This window comes from Streptomyces sp. Z26 (genome assembly GCF_003665095.1).
GTDB classification, from domain to species: Bacteria; Actinomycetota; Actinomycetes; order Streptomycetales; family Streptomycetaceae; genus Streptomyces; species Streptomyces phytohabitans.
This window is the reverse complement of sequence record NZ_RCHV01000002.1, coordinates 5,711,416-5,733,320: the sequence shown is the minus strand read 5'-3', so window position 1 is coordinate 5,733,320 and position 21,905 is coordinate 5,711,416. Positions and strand designations below refer to the sequence as shown.

Here is a 21,905-nt window from a genome sequence, read left to right as displayed (position 1 = left end):
CGGGCTCCTCACGTCGCACTTCGCCCAGCCGACAACCTATCTCTGCCGGGACTCTTGACGCGACCCTCTTTCACCACTTAACTCACGGCTTGAATTAAAGGGTGTCCCTCCTTCAACACCCGAAGACGGCAACCCCGGAGAGGGGTCAACTGACCATGCGTGCACGCCGATCCGCCCCAGGCCGCCCAGCCCTCCGCAGAACCGCCGCAGTCGCCGCCGTGTGCGCGCTGAGCATGGCGGCCACGGCGTGCGGCGGCGGCACCAGCACCAGCGACGAGGGCAGCAACGAGAAGCCGAAGGAACTGACCTACTGGGCCAGCAACCAGGGCAGCAGCCTGGAGCACGACAAGAAGGTGCTCACGCCCGAACTGGAGAAGTTCGAGAAGGAGACCGGCATCCGGGTCAAGCTGGAGGTCGTGCCCTGGGACAGCCTCCTCGACCGCATCCTCGCCGCCACCTCCTCGGGCCAGGGGCCCGACGTGCTCAACATCGGCAACACCTGGTCCGCCTCGCTCCAGGCCACCGGCGCCCTCCTGCCGTGGGACGCGAAGAACCTCGAACGGATCGGTGGCGAGGACCGGTTCACCCCCGCCGCGCTCGCCGCCGCCGGGGCGAAGGGCAAGCCGCCCGCCGCCGTACCGCTCTACTCCCTCGCGTACGGGCTCTACTACAACAAGCAGATGTTCCGCGACGCCGGTATCGACGAACCGCCCGCCACCTGGGACGAGTTCGTCGACGTCGGCCGGAAGCTGACCCGCGACGGCCGCCACGGACTCGCCGTCGAGGGCGGCAACCCGGTGGAGAACGCCCACCACGCCTTCGTCTTCGGCAAGCAGCACGGCGCCGACTTCTTCGACTCCTCCGGCAAGCCCACCTTCGACGGGCCGGGGAACGTCGCGGCCGTCAAGCAGTACGTCGACCTGCTCGCCTCGGACGGGATCGCCGCCGAGGGCAACGCCGAGTACGGCAAGAACGAGTCCGTACGCGACTTCGCCACCGGCAAGGCCGGGATGCTGCTGTGGCAGGCCGCGGCCTCGTCGCTCAAGTCGCACGGCATGAAGCCCGACGAGTACGGCGTGGCACCCGTACCGACGCGGGACGCGGACGCGACCGGCGACCGCGCCGTCAACTCCATGGTCGCGGGCATCAACCTGGCGGTCTTCAAGAACACCGACAACCTCGACGGCGCGTTGGAGTTCGTGAAGTTCATGACGTCCGACGAGGAGCAGAAGACGCTCAACGGCACGTACGGCGCGATCCCGCCCGTCGTGGCGGCGCAGCAGGACGCGGCGTTCGAGACGCCCGACCTGAAGGTGCTGCGCGAGGTGCTGACCAACTCGTCGGCGCCGCTGCCGCAGGTCCCGGACGAGTCGAAGTTCGAGACGCTCGTCGGCACCGCGATGAAGGAGCTGTTCGCGGAGGCCGCCTCGGGCAGGAAGGTCGGCACCGGGGCCGTACGGGACCGGCTGACCGAGGCCCAGCAGCAGATGCAGAAGTGAGGTCGGGCCGCCGATGACCGCGCTCGACACCCCGCACCCGCCGCACCCGCCGCACCCGCCGCACCCCGGCGACGCGGCGCCCGCCGACGGGCCCGAGCCGGGCCGCCGCTCCCGCCCCCGTCCACGCCTGCCCGCACGGCTGCGCCGCGCCGGGCTGCCGTACCTGCTGCTGCTCCCGGCGCTGCTGCTGGAACTCCTCGTCCACCTCGTCCCGATGGCCGTCGGCATCGTGATGAGCTTCAAGGAGCTGACCCAGCAGTACATCCGCACCTGGGGCGACGCCCCCTGGGCGGGCCTGGCCAACTTCCGGGTCGCCGTGGATTTCGACGCGCCCGTCGGGGAGGCCCTGCTCCGCTCGTTCGGGGTGACGTGCGCCTTCACCGTCCTCTCCGTCGGCCTCGCCTGGGTCGTCGGCATGGCGGCGGCGGTACTGATGCAGGAGAACTTCCGGGGGCGCGGGCTGCTCCGCGCGCTGTTCCTCGTCCCGTACGCGCTTCCCGTCTACGCCGCCGTGATCACCTGGTCGTTCATGCTCCAGCGGGACAACGGGCTGGTGAACCACGTCCTGCACGAGCAGTTGGGGCTCACCGACAGCCCCACGTTCTGGCTGATCGGGGACAACAGCTTCGTGTCGCTCGTCGTGGTGTCCGTCTGGCGCACCTGGCCGTTCGCGTTCCTGATCCTGATGGCGGCGCTCCAGAACATCCCGCGCGAGCTGTACGAGGCGGCGCAGGTGGACGGGGCCGGGATCCGGCAGCAGCTGCGGCGGATCACGCTGCCGTCGCTCCGACCGGTGAACCAGGTCCTGGTGCTCGTCCTCTTCCTCTGGACGTTCAACGACTTCAACGTGCCGTACCTGCTGTTCGGCAAGGCGCCACCCGAGTCGGCGGACCTGATCTCCCTGCACATCTACCAATCGTCGTTCGCCACCTGGGACTTCGGCGCGGGCTCCGCCATGTCGGTGCTGCTCCTGCTGTTCCTGCTGGTGGTGACGGCGGGCTATCTGCTGGTCACCGGCCGGGGGAGGAAACACGATGGCTGACACCGCTCCCACCGCCGACGCCCGCACGGCGGTGCGCAAGGCGCCGGGCGCGCGCACACCGCGCGTCGGCGCGCGCCGCGAGCCCGTACGCCGGTCGCCGACCGCGCCGCCGCGGTCGTTCGTGTGGACGCGGCGGATCGTGCTCACGCTGCTGGCGGTGTTCACGGCGACGCCCGTGTACGTGATGCTCAGCAGCTCGCTGAAGACGCTGGACGACGTCACCGGGTCGTTCCGCTGGTTCCCCGGCGACCTGACGGTCCAGCCGTACCTCGACATCTGGGAGACCGTCCCGCTCGCCCGCTACTTCCTCAACTCGCTGACCGTGGCGGGCGCGGCGACGGTCTGCTCGGTGGTCATCGCGGTCTTCGCGGCGTACGCCGTGAGCCGCCACCGCTTCCGCGGCAGGCGGGTCTTCACCGTCACCGTGCTGTCCACGCAGATGTTCCCGGGCATCCTCTTCCTGCTGCCGCTGTTCCTGATCTTCGTCAACATCGGCAACACCACCGGCATCGCGCTGTACGGCTCGCGCGGCGCGCTGATCCTCACGTACCTCACCTTCACCCTGCCGTTCTCGATCTGGATGCTCGTCGGCTACTTCGACTCGATCCCCCGCGACCTCGACGAGGCGGCGCTCGTGGACGGCTGCGGTCCGCTCGGCGCGCTGTTCCGCGTGGTGGTGCCCGCCGCGACACCGGGGATCGTCGCCGTCACCGTCTACTCGTTCATGACCGCGTGGGGCGAGGTCCTCTTCGCCTCGGTCATGACCAACGGCGAGACCCGCACGCTGGCCATCGGGCTCCAGGGCTACGCGACGCAGACGCAGGTGTACTGGAACCAGGTCATGGCCGCCTCGCTCGTCGCGAGCGTGCCGATCGTCGCCGGGTTCCTGCTGCTCCAGCGCTACCTCGTCGCGGGGCTGACCGCCGGGGCCGTCAAGTAGCCCCCGGCGGGCGGGGACCGGGCCGGGCTCCGGGCTCCGCTTCCCGCGCACCACCCGTACCCGCACCCGTGCGGCGCCCGCACCGCACCGCACGTACCGAGCAAGCCGCACACCCGTGAGAAAGGCCGTCCGTGACCGAGCACTTCCCCCTCTCGTTCCCCGCCGACTTCCGCTGGGGCGTGGCCACCGCCGCGTACCAGATCGAGGGCGCCGTCGACGAGGACGGCCGCGCGCCGTCCATCTGGGACACGTTCTCGCACACCCCCGGCAAGATCGAGAACGGCGACACCGGTGACACCGCCTGCGACCACTACCACCGCTGGCCCGAGGACCTGGCCCTGATGGGGCAGCTCGGCGTGGACGCGTACCGCTTCTCGATCGCCTGGCCGCGCGTCGTCCCCGGCGGCGACGGCCCCGTCAACGAGCGCGGGCTCGCCTTCTACGACCGGCTGACCGACGCCCTGCTGGAGGCGGGCATCACGCCCTTCCCCACGCTCTACCACTGGGACCTGCCGCAGGCCCTCCAGGACCGCGGCGGCTGGCCCGCGCGGGACACCGCCGAGGCGTTCGGCGCCTACGCCGCCGCCGTGGCCGACCGACTGGGCGACCGGATCACGCACTGGGCCACCCTCAACGAGCCGCTGTGCTCCGCCTGGATCGGCCACCTCGACGGCGTCATGGCGCCGGGGCTCACCGACATCACCGCCGCCGTACGCGCCTCCGTGCACCTGCACCTCGGCCACGGCCTCGCCGTGCAGGCGATCCGGGCGGCCGTCCCGAACGCCGAGGTCGGCATCGTCAACAACCTCACCCACTGCGAGCCCGCCACCGCCCGCGACGCGGACGTCGCCGCCGCCGTACGCGCCGACGGGCACACCAACCGCTGGTGGATGGACGCCCTCCACGGGCGCGGCTACCCGCAGGACATGGTCGAGCTGTACGGCGTGGAACTCCCCCTGCGCGACGGGGACCTGGAGACCATCGCGGCGCCCCTCGACTGGCTGGGCCTCAACTACTACTTCCGCAACGTCGTCGCCGACGACCCCACCGGTCCGCCGCCGCGGGCGCGTGGCGTACGGCTGCCGGGCGTACGCCGTACCGCCATGGACTGGGAGGTCCACGCGGAGGGCCTGACGAAGACCCTGCACCGGATCACCGACGACTACGGCGCCCGGCGCCTCTTCGTCACCGAGAACGGCTCCGCGTACCCCGACGCAGTCGGCCCCGACGGGCAGGTCGACGACCCGGACCGCACGCGCTACCTGGAGGAACACCTCGCGGCGTGCGCCCGCGCCGTACGCGAGGGGGTGCCGCTGGAGGGCTACTTCGCCTGGTCCCTGCTGGACAACTTCGAGTGGGCGTACGGCTACGACAAGCGCTTCGGCCTCGTCCACGTCGACTACGCCACCCAGCGCCGGACGGTGAAGGGGAGCGGCCACCGCTACGCCGACATCGTCCGCGCGCACAGGCGCCGCGCGCGCGGGGCGGCGTAGCACCCACCTGCCGACACCCGGTCCCGGTGGGGGACGTCGACGTCCCCCACCGGGACCGGGTGCGCGGTGACGGCTGTGCGGTGTGCTGCTGTGCGGTGTGCGCGGCCGTGCGGCCGGAACGTCCGCTGTCAGCAGGAGTGGTCGACGAGGTCGAACGACTCGTAGTGGTCCGCCGTGTAGTAGTCCTCCTGCTCCTTGTCACCGGTCACGATGCGGCGCGCGCCACGGTCGTCCGAGCCCGGCGTCTCGACGGTGTACTCGTGGTAGTAGCCCTCGCTCTGGTCCGGCAGGATGCCCTCGCGGTTCTCGAAGACGGTGCCGTCCTGCGGGTACGGGTACGGGCCGCCCTCCTCGATGAGGTCGAGCGTGTCGTGGGCCTCGGTCGGCAGCTCCGAGTGGCAGATCTCGCCGACGTCGAGCACGGACGGGGCGGACAGGGTGACGGCACTGGCCGGAGCGGACGGGGCGGCCTGCGCGGCCACCGCGGGACCGCCCGCGAGAAGGGCGGCGGACAGGGCGGCGACAGCGCCGATACGGGTGATCTGTGGGGGGAAATTCATGCCCTCCATGGTGACGCGCGTAGAAGTCATGTCAATGGCGTCTCCGTGAATTCCCTGTCAGCGGCCGTGCACACAGAGCGAGTCGTCGGCGCCCTGGACGCCCCCGCCCGTACTCCGGCGCCGTACCTGACGAGTCGTCACCCTGCCTGCTCAGCCGGTGAGTTGACGGTGCCGGGCCGCCAGTCGCGCCGCGCCCGCCTCCGTGAGGGAACCGTGGAGACGCAGCCGCGCTATGCCCCCGTCGGGGTGGATGTCCAGCCGCACCCGCGTCACCGGCCGCGGCTCGGACAGCACGAAGCGGTGCACCGTGTCGGGCTGGAGGAGGGTGGGCGGCAGCAGTTCGTACCCGCCACCGTCCTCGCCCGGCTCCTCCGCGGTGAGTGTCGCCCAACCGGCGGCGTTGCCCTTCAGATATCCGGTGTCGATCTCCACGGCCCGGATCACGGCCTCCTCCGCGAGCACGTACCGGATCCAGTCGTTGCCCTTGTCGCGCCGGCGCCGCGTCTCCCAGCCCTCGTCCATCTTGCGCGAACGGCCCGGCCGCACGGTGTTGGTGGCGGGCGAGTAGAAGCGGTCGGAGGCGTCGACGGCGGTGCCGCCGTTCTCCAGCGCGACGAGGTCGAAGGTGCCCAGCGCCGCCAGCCACGCCGGGTCGGGGGCCACCCGACCGTGGACGCGGAGGCGCGCGACGCCGCCGTCCGGATACTGCCGCAGCCGTACGTGCGTGAAGCGGCGCCCTACGGAGACGGCGAAGCCGTTCGCCGCGTGGCCGCCCACCGGGGTGCGGGGCACCAGCTCGGTCCACTCGACACCGTCCGCGTGCAGCTCCTCCGGACCCGGTGCCCCCTGCAGGGAGGTGGCCTCCACGGACACGGCCTGCGGGTAGTTGCCGCGGAAGTGCGCGGTGTCGACGACGACCCCCTCGACCACGCCCGGAGCGCCGAGCCGTACCAGCGCCCAGTCGTACACGCCGTCCTCCGGGTGCGGGGCCTCGGCGGAGACACCGCGCCTGCGGCGCGTCTCCCAGCCGTCCATGATCTTCCCCTTGTGGCCGAAGCGCTCGGGGTCGAACTCCGGCGCCTCCGGGCGCAGCAGGTTCTCGCGCTCCGCGAAGAACTCGTCGTTCGCCGCGATCACGCTGGCGCCGAGCCGACGATCCGCCAGGTCGGGGAGGTCCGCGAAGGGGAAACCGGCGTCGGGGGCGCGGTAGTCGCCGTACGGGTCGCCGCCGGAGTACGGGCGCGCGTCGCCGGTGTAGCGGGGCGGCGCGAAGTCCGCGGGGGTCGAGTCCGCCGGCGTGGGGTCCGCCGGGGTGGACGTGGGCGTGGGGGCGGGGGTGCGAGAGGGGTCCGCGGGGGTGGGGTCCGCGGGGGTGGGGCTGGCGGTCAAGACGTCGTCCTTTCGATCAGGCGGCCGGTCTTCCGGAGGGGCTGTCCGTGGTCCGCGATCTGCACGCCGCGCAGCCAGCTGGACCGTACGACGCCGTGCAGCGTGCGACCGGCGTACGCGGTGACCTGGTTCCGGTGGTGCAGCACGGCCGGGTCCACCGTGAACGTCTCCTCGGGCGCGAACACGGCGAAGTCCGCGTCGCGGCCCGGCGCGATGGCTCCCTTGGCGCTGAGGCCCGCGAGGGCGGCCGGTCCGGCGGACATCCACCGCACCACGTCGTCCAGGCCGTGGCCACGGCGCCGCGCCTCGGTCCACACGGCGGGCAGGCCCAGTTGGAGCGACGAGATGCCGCCCCACGCCGAACCGAAGTCGGCGGTCTTCAACTCGGCGGTGCACGGCGAGTGGTCGGAGACCACACAGCTCACGGTGCCGTCGGCCAGGCCCTGCCACAGGGCGTCCTGGTTGGCGCGTTCGCGGATCGGCGGGCAGCACTTGAACTCGGTGGCACCGTCCGGCACTTCCTCGGCCGTCAGCGTCAGGAAGTGCGGACACGTCTCCGCCGTGACCCGTACGCCGTCCCGCTGCGCCGCCGCGATCAGCGGCAGGGCGTCGGCGGCCGACAGGTGCAGCACGTGCACCCGGGCGTCGAACCGGGCCGCGGCGTCGACGAGCCGCGCGATCGCGTCGGTCTCGGCACCGCGCGGGCGGGAGGCGAGGAAGTCGGCGTAGCGGCCACCGGTCGGCGGCGAGGCCGCTGCGAGCCGGTCCGGGTCCTCCGCGTGGACGATCAGCAGTCCGTCGAACGACGCGATCTCCGCGAGCGCCGACTCCAACCCCGCCGGGTCCAGCGGCGGGAACTCGTCGACGCCGGACGGCGACAGGAAGCACTTGAAACCGAAGACGCCCGCCTCGTGGAGGGGGCGCAGGTCGGCCACGTTCCCGGGGACGGCGCCGCCCCAGAAGCCGGTGTCGACGTGCGCCTTGCCGCGTGCCACGCCGCGCTTGGTCCGCAGCGCCGCCACCTCGGTGGTGGGCGGCAAGGAGTTGAGCGGCATGTCGACGAGCGTGGTGACACCGCCCGCGGCCGCGGCGCGGGTGGCGCTGTAGAAGCCCTCCCACTCGGTGCGGCCCGGGTCGTTGACGTGGACGTGGGTGTCGACGAGGCCGGGCAGCAGCACGTCGTCGCCGAGGTCGGCCACCCGGGGGGCGTCGGGTCCGGCGGGGTCGTCAGACCCGGCGGTGGTGTCCGCCGGGACGCGGGCGTCGTACGGCAGCACGTCCGCGATCCGGCCGTCGGCGACGACGACCGTCGCGGCGCGTATCCCCTCGGGGGTGCTGACGCGGGTGGACCGCAGCACGAGCGGCGCGTCGATCAAGGCGGCTCTCCTCTTCTGTCTTCCGGTTTCTGTCTTCCGGTCTGCTGACGGATCTTCCGGCAGATCTTCTGGCGGGCGCGCGTTCTGTTCCGGGCCCCGTCCGGGTGCGACCCTGCGGGGTATCCGCCGTGGGATCGCTTCCGGTGTGCGACGGAGGCCTGCGTGCTGACTGTCGGCGTCGGCGTGCGGTTGGCGTCCTGCCGGTGCCGGGGTGGTACTGGTGCCGGGTGTACTGGTGCCGGGTGTACTGGTGCTGGTGCGGTGCTGGAACCTGGGTGCTGCTGGGTCGGCGTGCTGCTCGTGCCGGTGTGCTGGCTACGGGCCACCGGTGGGCGCTCCGTCCAGGCGCCCGGCGCTTCCCGGCGCCCGGTCCGGCGGCCGAGCGCGCGGCTCCACCGGGGCTGCCACCGGAGTCGCCAGCGGGCTCGTCAGCGGACTTCCGCAGGGTGGAACTTCAACGTTCTGTTGAGAAGTCTTCATCCTCCTCCCCTCCCCCGTCAAGGCGTCACAGTTTCCGGGACGGGGAATCCCTCTTCCGGAAAGTAGAATGCGGAGGTCCCGCTCCACGTCGCCTGCTGCCCGTCCGGCTCGGGCGTGACCCGGCCGTCGCCCCGGCGGACGACCGCATCGGCGGCGCCCGGCCGCACCCCGTGCCGCCGGTAGCATGCGCCCCACCCGCAGGAAAGGAACGCGAAGTGCCGCCGTCCGCCGAGCGCAAGTCCGCCGCGACCCCCTCCCCTTCCTCCTCCGGCGGCGTCCAGTCGTTGGAGCGCGCCTTCGACCTGCTGGAACGCATGGCCGACGCCGGCGGCGAGGTCGGCCTCAGCGAACTCTCCGCAAGCAGCGGCCTTCCTCTGCCCACCATCCACCGTCTGATGCGCACCCTCGTCGCCTGCGGCTACGTACGGCAGCAACCCAACCGCCGTTACGCCCTCGGCCCCCGGCTGATCCGCCTCGGCGAGACCTCGTCACGTCTCCTCGGGACCTGGGCCCGGCCCCATCTGGCCCGGCTGGTCGAGGAGACCGGCGAGACGGCCAACATGGCGCTACTAGACGGCGACGAGGTCGTCTACGTGGCGCAGGTGCCGTCACGCCACTCCATGCGCATGTTCACCGAGGTCGGCCGCCGCGTCCTGCCGCACTCGACCGGCGTCGGCAAGGCGCTGCTGGCGCACACACCCGCGGACCAGGTACGGGCGCTGCTGGCCCGCACGGGGATGCCCGCCGCCACCGAGAAGACCCTCACGACGGCGGACGGCTTCCTGGACGCGCTGGCACACGTACGGGAGGTGGGGTACGCGATGGACGACAACGAGCAGGAAATCGGCGTCCGTTGCATCGCCGTACCCGTCCCCGACGCGCCGAGCGCCGCCGCCGTCTCCATCTCCGGCCCCTCCGGGCGGCTGACCGAGGCGGCCACGGACAAGTTCGTCCCGGTGCTGCGCGAGGTCGCGGCGGAACTGTCCGCCGCCCTCGCCGCCACGGGCACCCCCATGGGCGCGGCGGCCACGACTGCACCACGCCGCCCCCGTACGGCGGACGCCGAGCAGCCGCCCACCGTCTGACGCACCCACGAACGGCCCCCGTTACACGCAGAGGGCAGCCCTCGGGCACGCGGCCCGCCCCCTCGCGCGAGGCCCCGCTCGACACCGATATCGCCCGATGCCACCGTTCCGCCACCAACGGTCAGCCGCTCGAACAGCCAGGGGCGGAAGCAGTGTTGACCGGTCGCTCAGCGCCCGTTGACGAGTCGACCGGCAGCGGGTGAGCGACTCCCCAGCCCGCTCGCCCGCGCCCGGTGACCGCACCGTGCGGGCCGGAACGATCACGCCGATCGACGAGGGAACCGGAGCCGTCCGGATCGCCGAAGCTGGGACACCGAGGTACCGCGCTTCCGGACCGGCGTTCGGCGGAGGCCGGGCACCTTGCCGGATGCCGCACCCTCAACCCTCAGCACCACACCCGTACGCTTCGGCCTCCGGCGTACGCCCCCGTCTCCCCGCCGCCCGGCCCTGCCGCTTCAGGCGTCCGCACGTGCGGCGTCGCAGGCCGCTTCCGTCTCCCTCCGCAGTTCGGCCAACGGTGCGGCCAGCGCACTGACGGAGCCCAGCGCCGAGGCGACCACCAACAGTGAACGACGCAGCCTCAGCACGTCCGGCGCGCCTCCTCGAGCCATCGAGGCCAGGAGTGCCAACTCCTCCTCCGCGGTCTGCCGATCCGGCAAACGCGCAGGATGTGCGTCCAGTGCACGACGCAGGCGGTCCACCGACCTCGTCAGGGCGTCCGTACGCGGTTCCTCATGGCCGACTGCCAGCGTCCGCTGCCCCACAGTCTCGCTTCGCAACGCGATCTCCCCCCACGGGTATCACTTCGGCCTCCGCCCCGGCAGTCCGGCGCGAGAGGTTGGCACAGTTAACGCCACTCTCCGCGCACCCCGCCACACGGAGGGCGAAATTCCGGCCGTAATTGTTATCACCTCATGCCACACAGTCACCAACTGCCTCTGCCATCCCATCCGTTGCCCCCTCCGCTTCCTGGCTCAATCCAGACGTACGTCCCGCGCGTCGGCGTACGCCCCCAGCGCGGGGCGTACAAAGGGCCCATGGCCCCACCGGAGACACCCCGCCCCGACACCCCCGCCGCGGACGCCCCGCGACCCGTCGCCGCCCTGCTGTTGGCCGCCGGAGGCGGACGGCGCCTGGGTGGACGCCCCAAGGCGCTGCTGCCGCACCGCGGTCGGCCACTCGTGGAGCACGCTGTCCGCGTCCTCAGGGAGGGCGGCTGCGCCCCCGCCGTCCACGTGGTTCTGGGCGCCGCCGCGGATCACGTACGGGACGAGGCGGATCTGACCGGATGCGTGCTTCTTGACAACCCCGACTGGCAGCAGGGCATGGGCGGTTCACTGCACCTCGGTCTCACCTCCCTCAGCGATGCCGACACGGCAGCAGCGCCCTCGCCAGCACCCCCTCCCGCTCTGGAGCCCGTACCTCCCTCCGCCGCTCCTGCCGCTGCCACGTTCCGCTCGGCCGCCGCGCCCTCCGCCGTGCTCGTCTTCCTCGTCGACCAGCCGGGGATCACCCCGGCCGCCGTCGCCCGGCTCCTGCACACCGTCGGCCACTCCCCCGACGTCCTCGCCGCCGCCTCGTACGGCGGGCGGCGCGGGCACCCCGTGCTGCTGGGCGCGGACCACTGGCCCGGCGTGCTGCGGGAGGCCTCCGGCGACCGGGGCGCCCGGGTCTATCTCCAGGCTCATGCTGGGGAGTTGGCCCTGGTGGAGTGCGGTGACGTCGCCGACGCCGCCGACATCGACACCCCGGAGGACCTCCGCCTGCTCTCGCCCTGAAGGGGATCGGGCCCGCCGCTCACGACAGCGCCCCGGCGCCCGTACTCGCTCTCAGCGGGATGCCCGTCGACTGCCCCGGCCCGTTCTCAGCAGCCGCGTCACCGCGAACACGGCCACGCCCAGCACCACCACCGCCAGGACCGCCTTGGAATACGCACTCACGTAGTCGGTGACGCGGTGCCAGTTCTCCCCCAGCGCGTAACCACCGAGGATGAAAAGGGAGTTCCATATCAGGCTGCCGAACGCGGTCAGCAGCCCGAACGTCAGGACCGGCATCCGTGACACCCCTGCGGGCAGCGAGATGAAACTACGGAAGAGCGGGACCATCCGGCCCAGGAAGACGGCCTTGGTGCCGTGTCGCTCGAACCACGACTCCGTCCGCTCGATGTCGGAGAGTCTCAGCAGCGGGAGCCGCACCGCCAGTGCGACCGCACGGTCGCGGCCGAGGAGCGCGCCGATGCCGTAGAAGGCGTACGCCCCGACCAGCGCGCCCAGAGTGGTGCAGACGACGGCCGCTAGCAGGTTCATGTCGCCCTGGCTGGCGGTGAATCCGGCGAGCGGCAGGATCAGTTCGCTGGGGAGCGGCGGGAACAGGTTCTCCAACGCGATCGCCACACCCGCGCCGACGGCTCCCATCGACTCCATGAGGCCCATGGCCCATTCTTCGATCATGCGCTCCACGCTAGGAAACCGCGGGCCGCCACCACCATCATGATGACCGCACAACAATCCTGTGGAAAACCGCAGTCCGCCGAATCCCGGCCCTCGCTAGCGTTGCTGGCATGTTGAAGCAGCGGAGCAGGACGGTCCGGGTGGTGTGCGGTGCGCTGGCGAGCGTGTCCCACGCCCTCATCGAGCTGCCGTTCACGCTCCTCGCGGGCATGTGCCTGCTGCCCGTGCTGGGCTCGCGGCGCGGCAAGCGCGCGGTGCTGGACCGGGTGGGCGCGGCCGCCGTTCCGCTGGCCCAGCTGGCACGTCGCCGGTTGAGGGACGCCGCACCGGAGCTGGTCACGGTCTCGTACTCCCCCGACCGGGCGCTGCGATTCGTCGCCGTGCGCTGGACGGTGGGTCTGCTCGACGGGCTGGTGTTGGGCACACTGATGCTGGCGACGGTCTACGGCACGTTCCCGCTGTGGATGTGGACCGTCATGGACGTCGACCACACCGCTGAGGTCGTCACGTCCGGGCTGGGCGGCCTCTTCGGCATCTTCCTGTCCGTGCAGGGACTGCACGGAGTCGCCTCGCTGGACGTGGGGCTGGCGCGGAGGAACCTCGGGCCCGACGAGCGGGCCCGGCTGGAGCACCGGATCGCCCAACTGGCCAGCACCCGGGCCGGGGTGCTCAACGCGGTGCACGACGAGCGGCGCCGCATCGAACGCTATCTGCACGACGGCATACAGCAGCAGGTCGTGGCTCTCGGCATACTGCTGGCACGGGCGAGACGCAGCAAGGACCCCGAACACTCCGCCGACCTCGTACAACAGGCGCACGAGGAAGCCCTGCGCGCACTCGACGAACTCCGCGACGTGGCCTGGCGGCTGTACCCGGCGGTGCTGGACGAGGCAGGTCTGCACGCGGCCCTGGAGACGGTGGCGGAAAGATCCGTGCTGCCCGTACGGCTCCGGGTCGACCTCGGCGCCGAGCCCTCGGAGACGGTCCGCACGGTCGCGTACTTCGTCGTCAGCGAGGCCGTGACCAACGCCGCCAAACACGCCGAGGCAGGCAGAGCCGAGGTGCGGGTCACCCGGCACCCGGGCAAGCTGCGGGTCCGGGTCGAGGACGACGGTCGTGGCGGCGCCGACCCCGGAGGTGGTGGCCTGCTCGGGCTGGCCCGGCGCGTGGCCGCCCTGGACGGACAGCTGCTGGTGGACAGCCCGCAGGGTGGGCCGACCGTACTCACCGCGGAGCTGCCGTGCGACTGATCCTGGCGGACGACTCGACCCTGCTGCGCGAGGGGTTGGCGCGACTGCTCGCCGACGAGGGCCACGAGGTGACGGCGGCGGTCGGTGACGCCGAAGCGCTGCTCGCCGCGGTGGCGGCGGACCCACCGGACGTGGCGGTGGTGGACGTCCGGATGCCGCCGACCCACACCGACGAAGGCCTGCGCGCGGCCCTGCGGATACGGGCCCAACATCCGGAGGTGGGCGTGCTGGTGCTGTCGCAGTACGTGGAGAAGAGGTACGCCTCCGAGCTGCTGGAGCGGAACACGCAGTCCGTCGGGTATCTGCTCAAGGACCGCGTGGTGGAGGTGGACGAGTTTCTGGACGCGCTGACGCGGGTCGCGTCGGGACGTACGGCGTTCGACCCGGAGGTGGTACGCCGCCTCGTCGCACGCAGCACACACACCGATCCGTTGCGGCGACTCACCCCTCGGGAGGGCGAGGTGCTCGACCTGATGGCCCAGGGCCACACGAACGCGGCGATCGCGACGCGGATACACGTCTCGCGGAGCGCGGTGGAGAAGTACAGCAACTCGATCTTCGACAAGCTCGGGCTGTCGGATGCCGAGGGGTACAGCAGACGGGTACTCGCCGTGCTGCGTTATCTCGGTTCCTGAGCCCGACCGGCTCAGCACACCCACTCCTGACGGCCACCCTGACCACACCGGCCACCCGCACGCACCTCACGCACCCGCCCCTGACATTCCCGCACCTCCATACCCTCGCGACCGCAGCCCGCAGCGTCACGTTGGTGGCACTCGGCGCCACCTGGGGGCACGGTGGGATGTGGAGAATCTCTCGACATCAACAAACTATTGAAGTTCCACCATGAGGAAACTAGTCTCCACTGGTCAGAAGCGGAGTACCGTGCGGCGGCGCCCGCGACCGTACCTCGGAGCCCTGGCCCGCCCGGCACCCCGTGCCGGCCGGCAGGGGCGACCCGGCGGTCGTGCCATCCGCCGTCGCCGGTCGGTCCACCTCGGGGCGGCCCGGCGAGACCGTTCCGCAGCGGGTCCGTCAGGCCGTCCCCGTCCGGGCCGGCCCAACCAGGGCTGTTCCCGTCCAGGGCTGTTCCCGTCCGATGCACGTCCCGAAGGAGTGACCGCACATGTCCGCAGCAGCACCGTCCCACCCGGTCGTCGTGGACGCCGCGCCCGTAGCGCGGCAGGACGAGGTGCTGACCGAAGCGGCGCTCGCCTTCCTCGCCGAGCTGCACCGCCGTTTCACGCCCCGCCGCGACGAGCTGCTCGCCGCGCGCGCCGAGCGGCGCGACGAGATCGCACGCACCAGCACGCTCGACTTCCGCCCCGAGACCGCCGACATCCGCGCCGCGGACTGGAGCGTGGCCCCGGCCCCCGAGGCGCTCACGGACCGCCGGGTGGAGATCACCGGTCCCACCGACCGCAAGATGACGGTCAACGCGCTCAACTCCGGCGCCCGCGTCTGGCTCGCCGACTTCGAGGACGCCTCCGCGCCCACCTGGGAGAACGTCATCGGAGGCCAGCTCAACCTCACGGACGCGTACGAACGCCGCATCGACTTCACCGACGAGCGCGGCAAGTCGTACGCGCTGCGCCCCGCCGACGAGCTGGCCACCGTCGTGGCCCGGCCGCGCGGCTGGCACCTGGACGAGCGCCACCTGCGGGTCGACGGCCGCCCGGTGCCCGGCGCGCTGGTCGACTTCGGGCTGTACTTCCTCCGCAACGCGCGCCGTCTGCTGGACCTGGGCAAGGGCCCGTACTTCTACCTCCCCAAGACCGAGTCGTACCGCGAGGCACGGCTGTGGAACGAGGTGTTCGTCTTCGCCCAGGAGTACTGCGACATCCCGCAGGGCACCATCCGCGCCACCGTGCTGATCGAGACGATCACGGCGGCGTACGAGATGGACGAGATCCTGTACGAGCTGCGCGACCACGCCGCCGGACTCAACGCCGGCCGCTGGGACTACCTCTTCTCCATCGTGAAGAACTTCCGTGACGGCGGCCCGCGTTACGTGCTGCCGGACCGCAACGCGGTGACGATGACCGCACCGTTCATGCGCGCCTACACGGAACTCCTCGTACGCACCTGCCACCGCCGTGGGGCGCACGCCATCGGCGGCATGGCGGCGTTCATCCCGAACCGGCGCGACCCGGAGGCCAACGAGCAGGCGCTCGCCAAGGTGCGCGCCGACAAGGACCGCGAGGCGGCCGACGGCTTCGACGGTTCCTGGGTGGCGCACCCGGATCTGGTGCCCGTCGCGCGGGAGTCGTTCGACGCGGTGCTGGGCGACCGGCCGCACCAGAAGGACCGGCTCCGTGCGGAGGTGCGGGTCGAGGCGGCGGAGTTGACGGCGGTGGACTCGCTGGACGCCAGGCCGACGTACGCCGGGCTGCGCAACGCCGTGCAGGTGGGCACCCGTTACATCGAGGCGTGGCTGCGCGGTATGGGTGCCGTGGCGATCTTCGGGCTGATGGAGGACGCGGCCACGGCCGAGATCTCGCGTTCGCAGATATGGCAGTGGGTGAACGCGGGCGTCGTGCTGGACACCGGCGAGACCGTCACGCCGGAGCTGGTGCGGCGCGTCGCGGACGAGGATCTCGCGGCGATCCGCGCCGAGTCGGGCGCGGAGGAGTTCGCCGCGGGCCGCTGGGAGCAGGCGCACGACCTGTTGCTGAAGGTGTCGCTGGACACGGAGTACGTGGAGTTCCTGACGCTGCCCGCGTACGAGCTGCTGGAGTGACCCACCGAGGGGGCCGTCGTACCTGGTCCGTACGACGGCCCCGCACCGGGCCGCCCCGCCCGGCCCGGCCGACGGCCCCACGACAGTCCCCTTCACAGCCCCGTTCACAGGCCCCCTCTCAGGCCCTTCGACAGCCCGCGACGGCGGCGCCGCGAGTCGGGAGAGACGGGAGAGACGGAGGGGAGATCCGGGGAACCCTGTTCGACCGCCGCCGCGTACCAGTACGCTGCGCCGCAGTTGCGGACTGTTACGCGGAGGCACGCGGATGGGGGAGCCGACGTTCGGCGTCCTGGGGTCGCTCCAGGTGCGGGTGGGCGGTGCACCGGTCCGTGTCGGCGGGCCGAAGCCGAGGGCCGTCCTGGCCACGCTGCTGTTGCAGCCCAGCGGCTTCGTCTCGGTGGACGTGCTGACGGAGGTGCTGTGGCCGGGCGGCGCGCCCCGTTCCGCGGTCGCCAACGTACGGACGTACGTGCGCAGCCTGCGGCAGGCGCTGTCCGCGGCCGGGGTGCCGACGGACGGACTGCGGACGGAGCCGTCGGGCTACGCGTTGGAAGTCGCCCCCGGTGACGTCGACATGACGCTGTTCGAGGACCTGCTGTCCCGGGCCCGCGCGGACGCCGACCGGGGTGACGACGAGTCCGCGCTGCGCGGTTACGAGGCGGCCCTCGGCCTCTGGCGGGGCGGAGTGCTCCAGGACCTGCCGCCGAGCGTGGTGTGGGACCCGGCCGTCACCCGGATCGAGGAGCTGCGTTCCCTCGCGGTCGACAGGTGCCTCGAGGTGCGCCTGCGCCTGGGCGAGTACGCGCCGCTCGTCGCGGAGCTGCGTTCCCGGCTGGCGCAGGACCCGCTGCGGGAGGACCTGTGGCGGATGCTCGTCCACGCGCTGCACGACTCGGGCCGCGCCTCGGAGGCGCGCGCGGCGTACGCGGAGGCGGAGCAGACCCTCGCCGCCGAGTTGGGGGTCGAGCCGAGCGCGCCGTTGCGCGCGGTCGGGGACGCGATCAACGGGTACGTGGGCCGGAGGCGCACCCCGGCGCTCGGCCCGGTGTGCCAACTCCCCATGGACGTACCGGACTTCACCGGCCGGGCGGAGGAGGTCGGCGTACTGGAGCGCCTGCTGTCCACGGCCGGTCGGCAGCCGGTGGTCGCCGTCGTGTCGGGCCCGCCGGGGTCCGGGAAGTCCACGTTGACGGTGCACGTGGCGCACCGGGTGCGGGAGGCGTTCCCGGACGGTCAGCTGTACGTCGACCTGGGTGGCCTGAGCGACCAGCCGCGCGACCCGGCCGACGTGCTGGCGGAGATGCTGCGCGGTCTGGGCGTCATCGACAGTGCCGTCCCCGCCGAGTTGGGCGAGCGTGCGGCGCTGTTCCGGTCGCGGCTGGCGCAGCGCCGGTTCCTGCTCGTCCTCGACGACGCCGCGGGCGGGGCGCAGGTGGGCCCGCTGCTGCCGGGTACGGGCGGTTCGGCGGTGCTCGTCAGCTCGCGCCGCCGGATGCCCGCGCTGCCCGCGTTCCACACCCAGCTGGGGGTGCTGACGCCGGAGGACGCCCGCGCCCTGCTCGGCGCGATCGTCGGTACGGACCGGCTGCGTGCGGAGCGCTCCGAGGCGGACCGGGTGCTGGCGGGCTGCGGCTCGCTGCCGCTGGCCGTACGGATCGCCGGTTCCCGGCTGGCGAACCGGCCGGGCTGGACCGTCGGCGCCCTGGCGGACTTCCTGCACGACGAGCGCGGACGACTCGACCAGCTCCAGACGGGCGAGTTGGAGGTGCGCGCCAGCGCCGAGCTGAGCTACCGCCACCTGCCCGAGTCGGCCGCGCGGGCGTTCCGCGTCTTCGGTGAGCTGGCCGACGAGGCGCTGCCGGGTTGGCTGGTGGCGGTGGCGACGGGCCGCGCGGAGACGGCCGCGGGCGGTCTGGAGACACTGCTCGACGAGCATCTCGTCGAGGTGGTGGGCACGGACCGGCTGGGCCTCCAGCGCTACCGCATCCACGACCTGTTGCGCTGCTACGCACAGGAGTTGACCGACGCGGAGGGCCCGGGCGTACGGCGGCGCCGCCGGTTGCGCGTCCTCGACGCCCTGATCGCGCTCGCCCGGTGTGCGAACGAGGCGATGCCGACGCGCTTCCTCGGTGTCCTCGGGGAGCCGGTCGCCCCGGCGGGGCCCGCGCGCGCCCTCGCGGACACGGTGCGGGCGCGGCCCGTGGAGTGGCTGGAGACGGAGCGGCGCGTGCTGGTCGCCGCCGTGGAGTCGGCGCTGCGCGACGGGCACGTGGCGCACGCCGCCGATCTGGCGATCGAGCTGGCGGGCTTCTTCGACATGCGCGGCTACTACGGGGACTGGCTGCGTACGCACCGGCTCGTGCTCGACGCGATGCGCGCCCCCTCCCCCGGCCCGACGCCGTACGACCCCACGCCTCCGGCCCCCACCCGCACATCCCCGCCCCACACGCCCCCGACCACGAAGCTCCCGACCACGACATCCGCGCCCCGCACACCCACGTCCCCCACCACCCCGCCCCACGCGCCGGCCGGCCCGCCCTCGTACGGTGACGCGCCGTCAGACACGCGCGCGGCGGCGCTGCTGCGCAACCTGGGTCAGCTGCACCTCTACCAGGACCGGTACGACGACGCGCTGGACGCGTTCGAGACCTCCCGCGCGCTCTTCGCCGCGCTGGGTCACCGGTCGGGGGAGGCGGTCGCCGCGGTGGGCTCCGGCTCGGTGTACCGGGTGGTCGGCAGGTTGGACGACGCGCTGGGCGCGTTCGCGGACGCGCTGCGCGGTTTCGGCGAGGCGGACGACCGGCACGGCGGGGCCGTCGCCCACAACGCGGTCGCCTCCGTGTGGCTGGAGCGCCGCGACCCGGACGCGGCGGCGCCGTGGCTCGCGGACGCGCTGGAGCTGTCGCGGGAGCTGGGCGACCGGCACCGGGAGGCGCAGGTACGGCGGCGGATCGCCGTACTCCACGAGCTGCGCGGTGAACCGCAGGCCGCGCACGGGGAGTTGGAGCGCGCGCTCGGCATCTTCGACGAGTTGGCCGACGCGCACTGCGCCGCGTACGTGCAGCAGAGCGTCGGGGAGCTGTGCCTGCGCCAGGGCAACGCACGGAAGGCGTCGGCACTGCTGGTCGACGCGCTGGCCGTGCAGCAGCAGCTCGGTGACCGGCGGGCGGAGGCGAGTGTGGCGTGCCTGTTGGGCGAGTTGCACAGTACGACGGGCCGGGAGCACACGGCGCGCCGCTACTTCCACCGTTCGCTCTCGACGTGGCGCCGGTTGGAGGTGCGGGACCAGGCGGAGGCGGTGCACGCGAAGCTGCGCTCGCTGCGCTGAAGCGCGCCGTACCGCGCCGCGCCGGGCACGGCCCCCGTACGGCACGGCCGTACGGACGGTGCCGACCGCGGCCCCCGTGGCGGCGGTCGGCACACGTACGTCGTACGCGGTCAGCCGCAGTTGTTGCGGCTGACCTGCTCGCGCTTGAGGAAGTCACCCCAGGTGACGCCCTGCACGACGGAGACGACGACGGACCCGCCGTGGATCTGCTCGTAGTGCAGGTGCGGGGTGAAGTCGCCGGTGGCGGAGGTCGCGCCGACCTGCCCGACCTTCTGCCCCTGGCCGACCCGGTCGCCGCGCGAGACGGCGCGGGTCTTCAGGTGCGCGTAACGGGTCTGCCAGCCGTCGCCGTGGTCGATGACGACGGTGTTGCCGTAGCCGTCGCCGGTCGAGTAGTACGACGCGGAGACCGTGCCGGGGGCGCTGGCGAGTACGACGCGGCCGAGGTCGTCCATGTTGCCGTCGGCGTCGTAGTGGTTCCAGTCGATGGAGTGGGCGGGACTGTGCCCGCTCCAGTTGCTGCCGACCCAGGTCTGGTTGCAGCGGAACGGCATCTTGAACGCGGGCCTGGCCAGTTCCTGGGCGGCGGTCAGGCCGGACTTCGCGGGGCCCTTCCCGGCGACGGCGGGGCCGTCGTCCCCCGCGGCCGCGACGGCGGCCGGAGCCGCGACCGCCACGGCGGCGGCCACGCCGATCGCGGCCGTCAGCCGGCGGAAATGTCTCTGCATGCCTCTCCCCTTGTCGTCTTGTCGTCGGTGGCGACCGATTCAAGGCGGCGGGCATACAAAGCGCATACATTCCGGTCCGGCGGGCGGCACGCCGGGCGAGCCGGTGGTCGACGCGGCACGTACGGGCCAGAACGGGGCGGGCGCGGCCCAGCAGGAGGAGGGGGCGACGTACGGGCGGAGCAGGGCGGAGAGCCGTGCGTCGCCGCGCCCGTTCAGCTCCTCGGAGGCGATCTTGCGGGCGGTGCCCGCGAGGAAGTCGGCGAGTTGGACGCGGGCGTCCGTACCGGCCCGTACGAGCAGCAGCTCCGCGAACGCGGGCCGCGCGCCCCCGTACCCGGCTGCCGCCGCGTCCCCCGGCCCGGCGGCGGTACGGGGGAACTCCCGCAGCAGCGCGACGCGTTCGGGCGTGAGCTGGTTCTGCCGGTCGTGCACCACGCGGACGGCGCCGCCGCCGTCCGCGTGCCACTGCTCGACGGTGCGCAGCAGCGCCGGGAACAGCGGGTCGAGCACGGGCATGCCGTCGTCGGGCCGCGCGGGCAGCCCCGCCCGGTACGCCTCCGCGTACGGGCGTCCGCGCGCGAGCCGTTCCAGCACCGGGCGTACGGCCGCGACGGCATCGGCCACGGACCCGCGCCCGGCCCCCGACCCGGACGCGGCCCCGGTCGTACGGCGGAGCGCGTCGAGCAGGTCGAAGAAGGCGGCGACGGGGTCGGCTTCCTCCGTACGGCAGCGGGTGCGCATCAGCTCGTTCCCCGCCGCGACGAAGGCGCGCCACCCCTCGTCCCCGAGGGCGCGCGGCCCCTCCCGGCGGAGCAGCACGGCGGCGCCGCGCGCCCGCGGGTCGCGGCCGGGCCCGGCCGCCGCGACGGCGGCGCGCAGGCGGGCGCGGGCGGCGGGGTCCGGCCGGGGGTCCGCGCCCCCGACGTGCCCGGCGTGCTCCGCGCCGCCCGCCGTCAGGCCAGGCTCCGCGCCCAGCAGCAGGTCGGTGACGCGGCCGACGGCGGAGTACGCCTTGTCGGTGAGGTGCACGCGGGCGTTGCCGAGCAGCGGCCCGGCGGGGCCCAGCAGCCATTCGAGGACCGGGCGGTGCTTCTCGCGGAGCAGGTGGTTGGCCTTGTACTCCTCGGCGGGGGACCGGATGCGGTGGCGCAACTCCCGTACGGTACGGGCCGCCAGGGCGGTCGTGACGACAACGCCCGCGTGGGCGAAGACGTCGGTGTTGCCCCCGGCGAGGTTCTCCCCCTCGTATCCGGACTCGTCGCAGGCGATCTCGGTGAACGGGTCGGCCTGCGCTGTCCGCGGGAGCATCCGGCCATCATCCGCGCCCCGCCCCGGCGCCGCCACGCCTTTTCACCGCGCCGCGCCCCCGTCCCCTCCCCGTCCTCACGGCTCCCCCACCCCCGTACCCGCCCGTGTGCTCGCCGCTCCCCACCCCACCCGCGCCGCGCGGCAGCAGCCGCCCGCCTGTTCTCCTTCCCCACGATGCCGCTTCAGGCGCGCGACACCTCCCCTTCCCTCCGCGCCGCTGGTCTTGAACACTGCGCT

Annotated in this window: 17 protein-coding genes; 10 read left to right on the top strand and 7 right to left on the bottom strand. The window is 72.9% G+C overall.

What is annotated here, in order from left to right:
• Positions 1 to 233: 233 nt before the first annotated feature.
• The 4 genes from D7M15_RS24775 to D7M15_RS24760 all read left to right on the top strand — a co-directional run bounded on the left by D7M15_RS24775 (position 234) and on the right by D7M15_RS24760 (position 4,974).
• Positions 234 to 1,499 carry a sugar ABC transporter substrate-binding protein gene (locus D7M15_RS24775; protein WP_240649732.1) on the top strand — a complete coding sequence of 422 codons (1,266 nt, stop codon included), beginning with the start codon at positions 234 to 236 and terminating at the stop codon, positions 1,497 to 1,499.
• Positions 1,500 to 1,512: 13 nt separating this feature from the next.
• The gene (locus D7M15_RS24770; protein WP_121519527.1) at positions 1,513 to 2,541 is read left to right on the top strand and encodes a sugar ABC transporter permease; all 1,029 of its coding nucleotides are present in this window, start codon (positions 1,513 to 1,515) and stop codon (positions 2,539 to 2,541) included.
• Entirely contained in the window at positions 2,534 to 3,481 is a 948-nt protein-coding gene (locus D7M15_RS24765) for a carbohydrate ABC transporter permease (RefSeq protein ID WP_121519526.1), read from the top strand. The genes D7M15_RS24770 and D7M15_RS24765 overlap by 8 nt, the downstream gene beginning before the upstream one ends.
• Positions 3,482 to 3,612: 131 nt before the next feature.
• Complete coding sequence (locus D7M15_RS24760; protein ID WP_121519525.1) at positions 3,613 to 4,974, top strand: GH1 family beta-glucosidase; 1,362 nt, start codon at positions 3,613 to 3,615, stop codon at positions 4,972 to 4,974.
• Positions 4,975 to 5,102: 128 nt separating this feature from the next.
• Here D7M15_RS24760 and D7M15_RS24755 read toward each other — a convergent pair whose 3' ends face one another.
• The 3 genes from D7M15_RS24755 to allB all read right to left on the bottom strand — a co-directional run bounded on the left by D7M15_RS24755 (position 5,103) and on the right by allB (position 8,299).
• Positions 5,103 to 5,534, bottom strand: a complete 432-nt coding sequence (locus tag D7M15_RS24755) for a ribonuclease (protein WP_121521346.1) — start codon at positions 5,532 to 5,534, stop codon at positions 5,103 to 5,105.
• 150 nt (positions 5,535 to 5,684) lie between these two features.
• Positions 5,685 to 6,923, bottom strand: a complete 1,239-nt coding sequence (gene alc, locus D7M15_RS24750) for an allantoicase (RefSeq protein WP_121519524.1) — start codon at positions 6,921 to 6,923, stop codon at positions 5,685 to 5,687.
• Positions 6,920 to 8,299, bottom strand: a complete 1,380-nt coding sequence (gene allB / locus D7M15_RS24745) for an allantoinase AllB (RefSeq protein WP_121519523.1) — start codon at positions 8,297 to 8,299, stop codon at positions 6,920 to 6,922. Before allB ends, alc begins: the two co-directional genes overlap by 4 nt.
• A gap of 695 nt (positions 8,300 to 8,994) precedes the next feature.
• On the opposite strand from allB, the gene D7M15_RS24740 reads away from it, so the two are divergent.
• Entirely contained in the window at positions 8,995 to 9,864 is an 870-nt protein-coding gene (locus D7M15_RS24740; RefSeq protein WP_121519522.1) for an IclR family transcriptional regulator, read from the top strand.
• A 455-nt stretch (positions 9,865 to 10,319) separates the two neighbouring features.
• Here the strand turns inward: D7M15_RS24740 and D7M15_RS24735 are convergent, their stop codons facing one another.
• Complete coding sequence (locus D7M15_RS24735; protein WP_240649731.1) at positions 10,320 to 10,628, bottom strand: DUF5955 family protein; 309 nt, start codon at positions 10,626 to 10,628, stop codon at positions 10,320 to 10,322.
• Positions 10,629 to 10,901: 273 nt separating this feature from the next.
• On the opposite strand from D7M15_RS24735, the gene D7M15_RS24730 reads away from it, so the two are divergent.
• Entirely contained in the window at positions 10,902 to 11,642 is a 741-nt protein-coding gene (locus D7M15_RS24730; protein ID WP_121519520.1) for a nucleotidyltransferase family protein, read from the top strand.
• A 51-nt stretch (positions 11,643 to 11,693) separates the two neighbouring features.
• On the opposite strand, the gene D7M15_RS24725 is transcribed toward D7M15_RS24730, so the two are convergent.
• Entirely contained in the window at positions 11,694 to 12,314 is a 621-nt protein-coding gene (locus D7M15_RS24725; protein ID WP_121519519.1) for a DedA family protein, read from the bottom strand.
• 110 nt (positions 12,315 to 12,424) lie between these two features.
• On the opposite strand from D7M15_RS24725, the gene D7M15_RS24720 reads away from it, so the two are divergent.
• The 4 genes from D7M15_RS24720 (at position 12,425) to D7M15_RS24705 (ending at position 19,632) form a co-directional block, all read left to right on the top strand.
• On the top strand, positions 12,425 to 13,564 hold the full coding sequence (locus tag D7M15_RS24720; RefSeq protein ID WP_121519518.1) for a histidine kinase: 1,140 nt from the start codon (positions 12,425 to 12,427) through the stop codon (positions 13,562 to 13,564).
• Positions 13,555 to 14,199 (top strand): response regulator transcription factor, encoded by a 645-nt coding sequence (locus tag D7M15_RS24715; protein ID WP_240649466.1) that lies wholly within the window; start codon positions 13,555 to 13,557, stop codon positions 14,197 to 14,199. The genes D7M15_RS24720 and D7M15_RS24715 overlap by 10 nt, the downstream gene beginning before the upstream one ends.
• Positions 14,200 to 14,690: 491 nt before the next feature.
• Positions 14,691 to 16,304: a malate synthase A gene (gene aceB / locus D7M15_RS24710; RefSeq protein ID WP_121519517.1), complete on the top strand. Its 1,614-nt coding sequence runs from the start codon at positions 14,691 to 14,693 to the stop codon at positions 16,302 to 16,304.
• 265 nt (positions 16,305 to 16,569) lie between these two features.
• Positions 16,570 to 19,632: a BTAD domain-containing putative transcriptional regulator gene (locus D7M15_RS24705; RefSeq protein ID WP_121519516.1), complete on the top strand. Its 3,063-nt coding sequence runs from the start codon at positions 16,570 to 16,572 to the stop codon at positions 19,630 to 19,632.
• A gap of 110 nt (positions 19,633 to 19,742) precedes the next feature.
• Here the strand turns inward: D7M15_RS24705 and D7M15_RS24700 are convergent, their stop codons facing one another.
• Both D7M15_RS24700 and D7M15_RS29220 read right to left on the bottom strand, forming a co-directional pair.
• On the bottom strand, positions 19,743 to 20,360 hold the full coding sequence (locus D7M15_RS24700; RefSeq protein ID WP_206337416.1) for a M23 family metallopeptidase: 618 nt from the start codon (positions 20,358 to 20,360) through the stop codon (positions 19,743 to 19,745).
• Positions 20,361 to 20,399: 39 nt separating this feature from the next.
• Positions 20,400 to 21,668: a hypothetical protein gene (locus tag D7M15_RS29220; RefSeq protein ID WP_240649464.1), complete on the bottom strand. Its 1,269-nt coding sequence runs from the start codon at positions 21,666 to 21,668 to the stop codon at positions 20,400 to 20,402.
• Positions 21,669 to 21,905 lie beyond the last annotated feature (237 nt).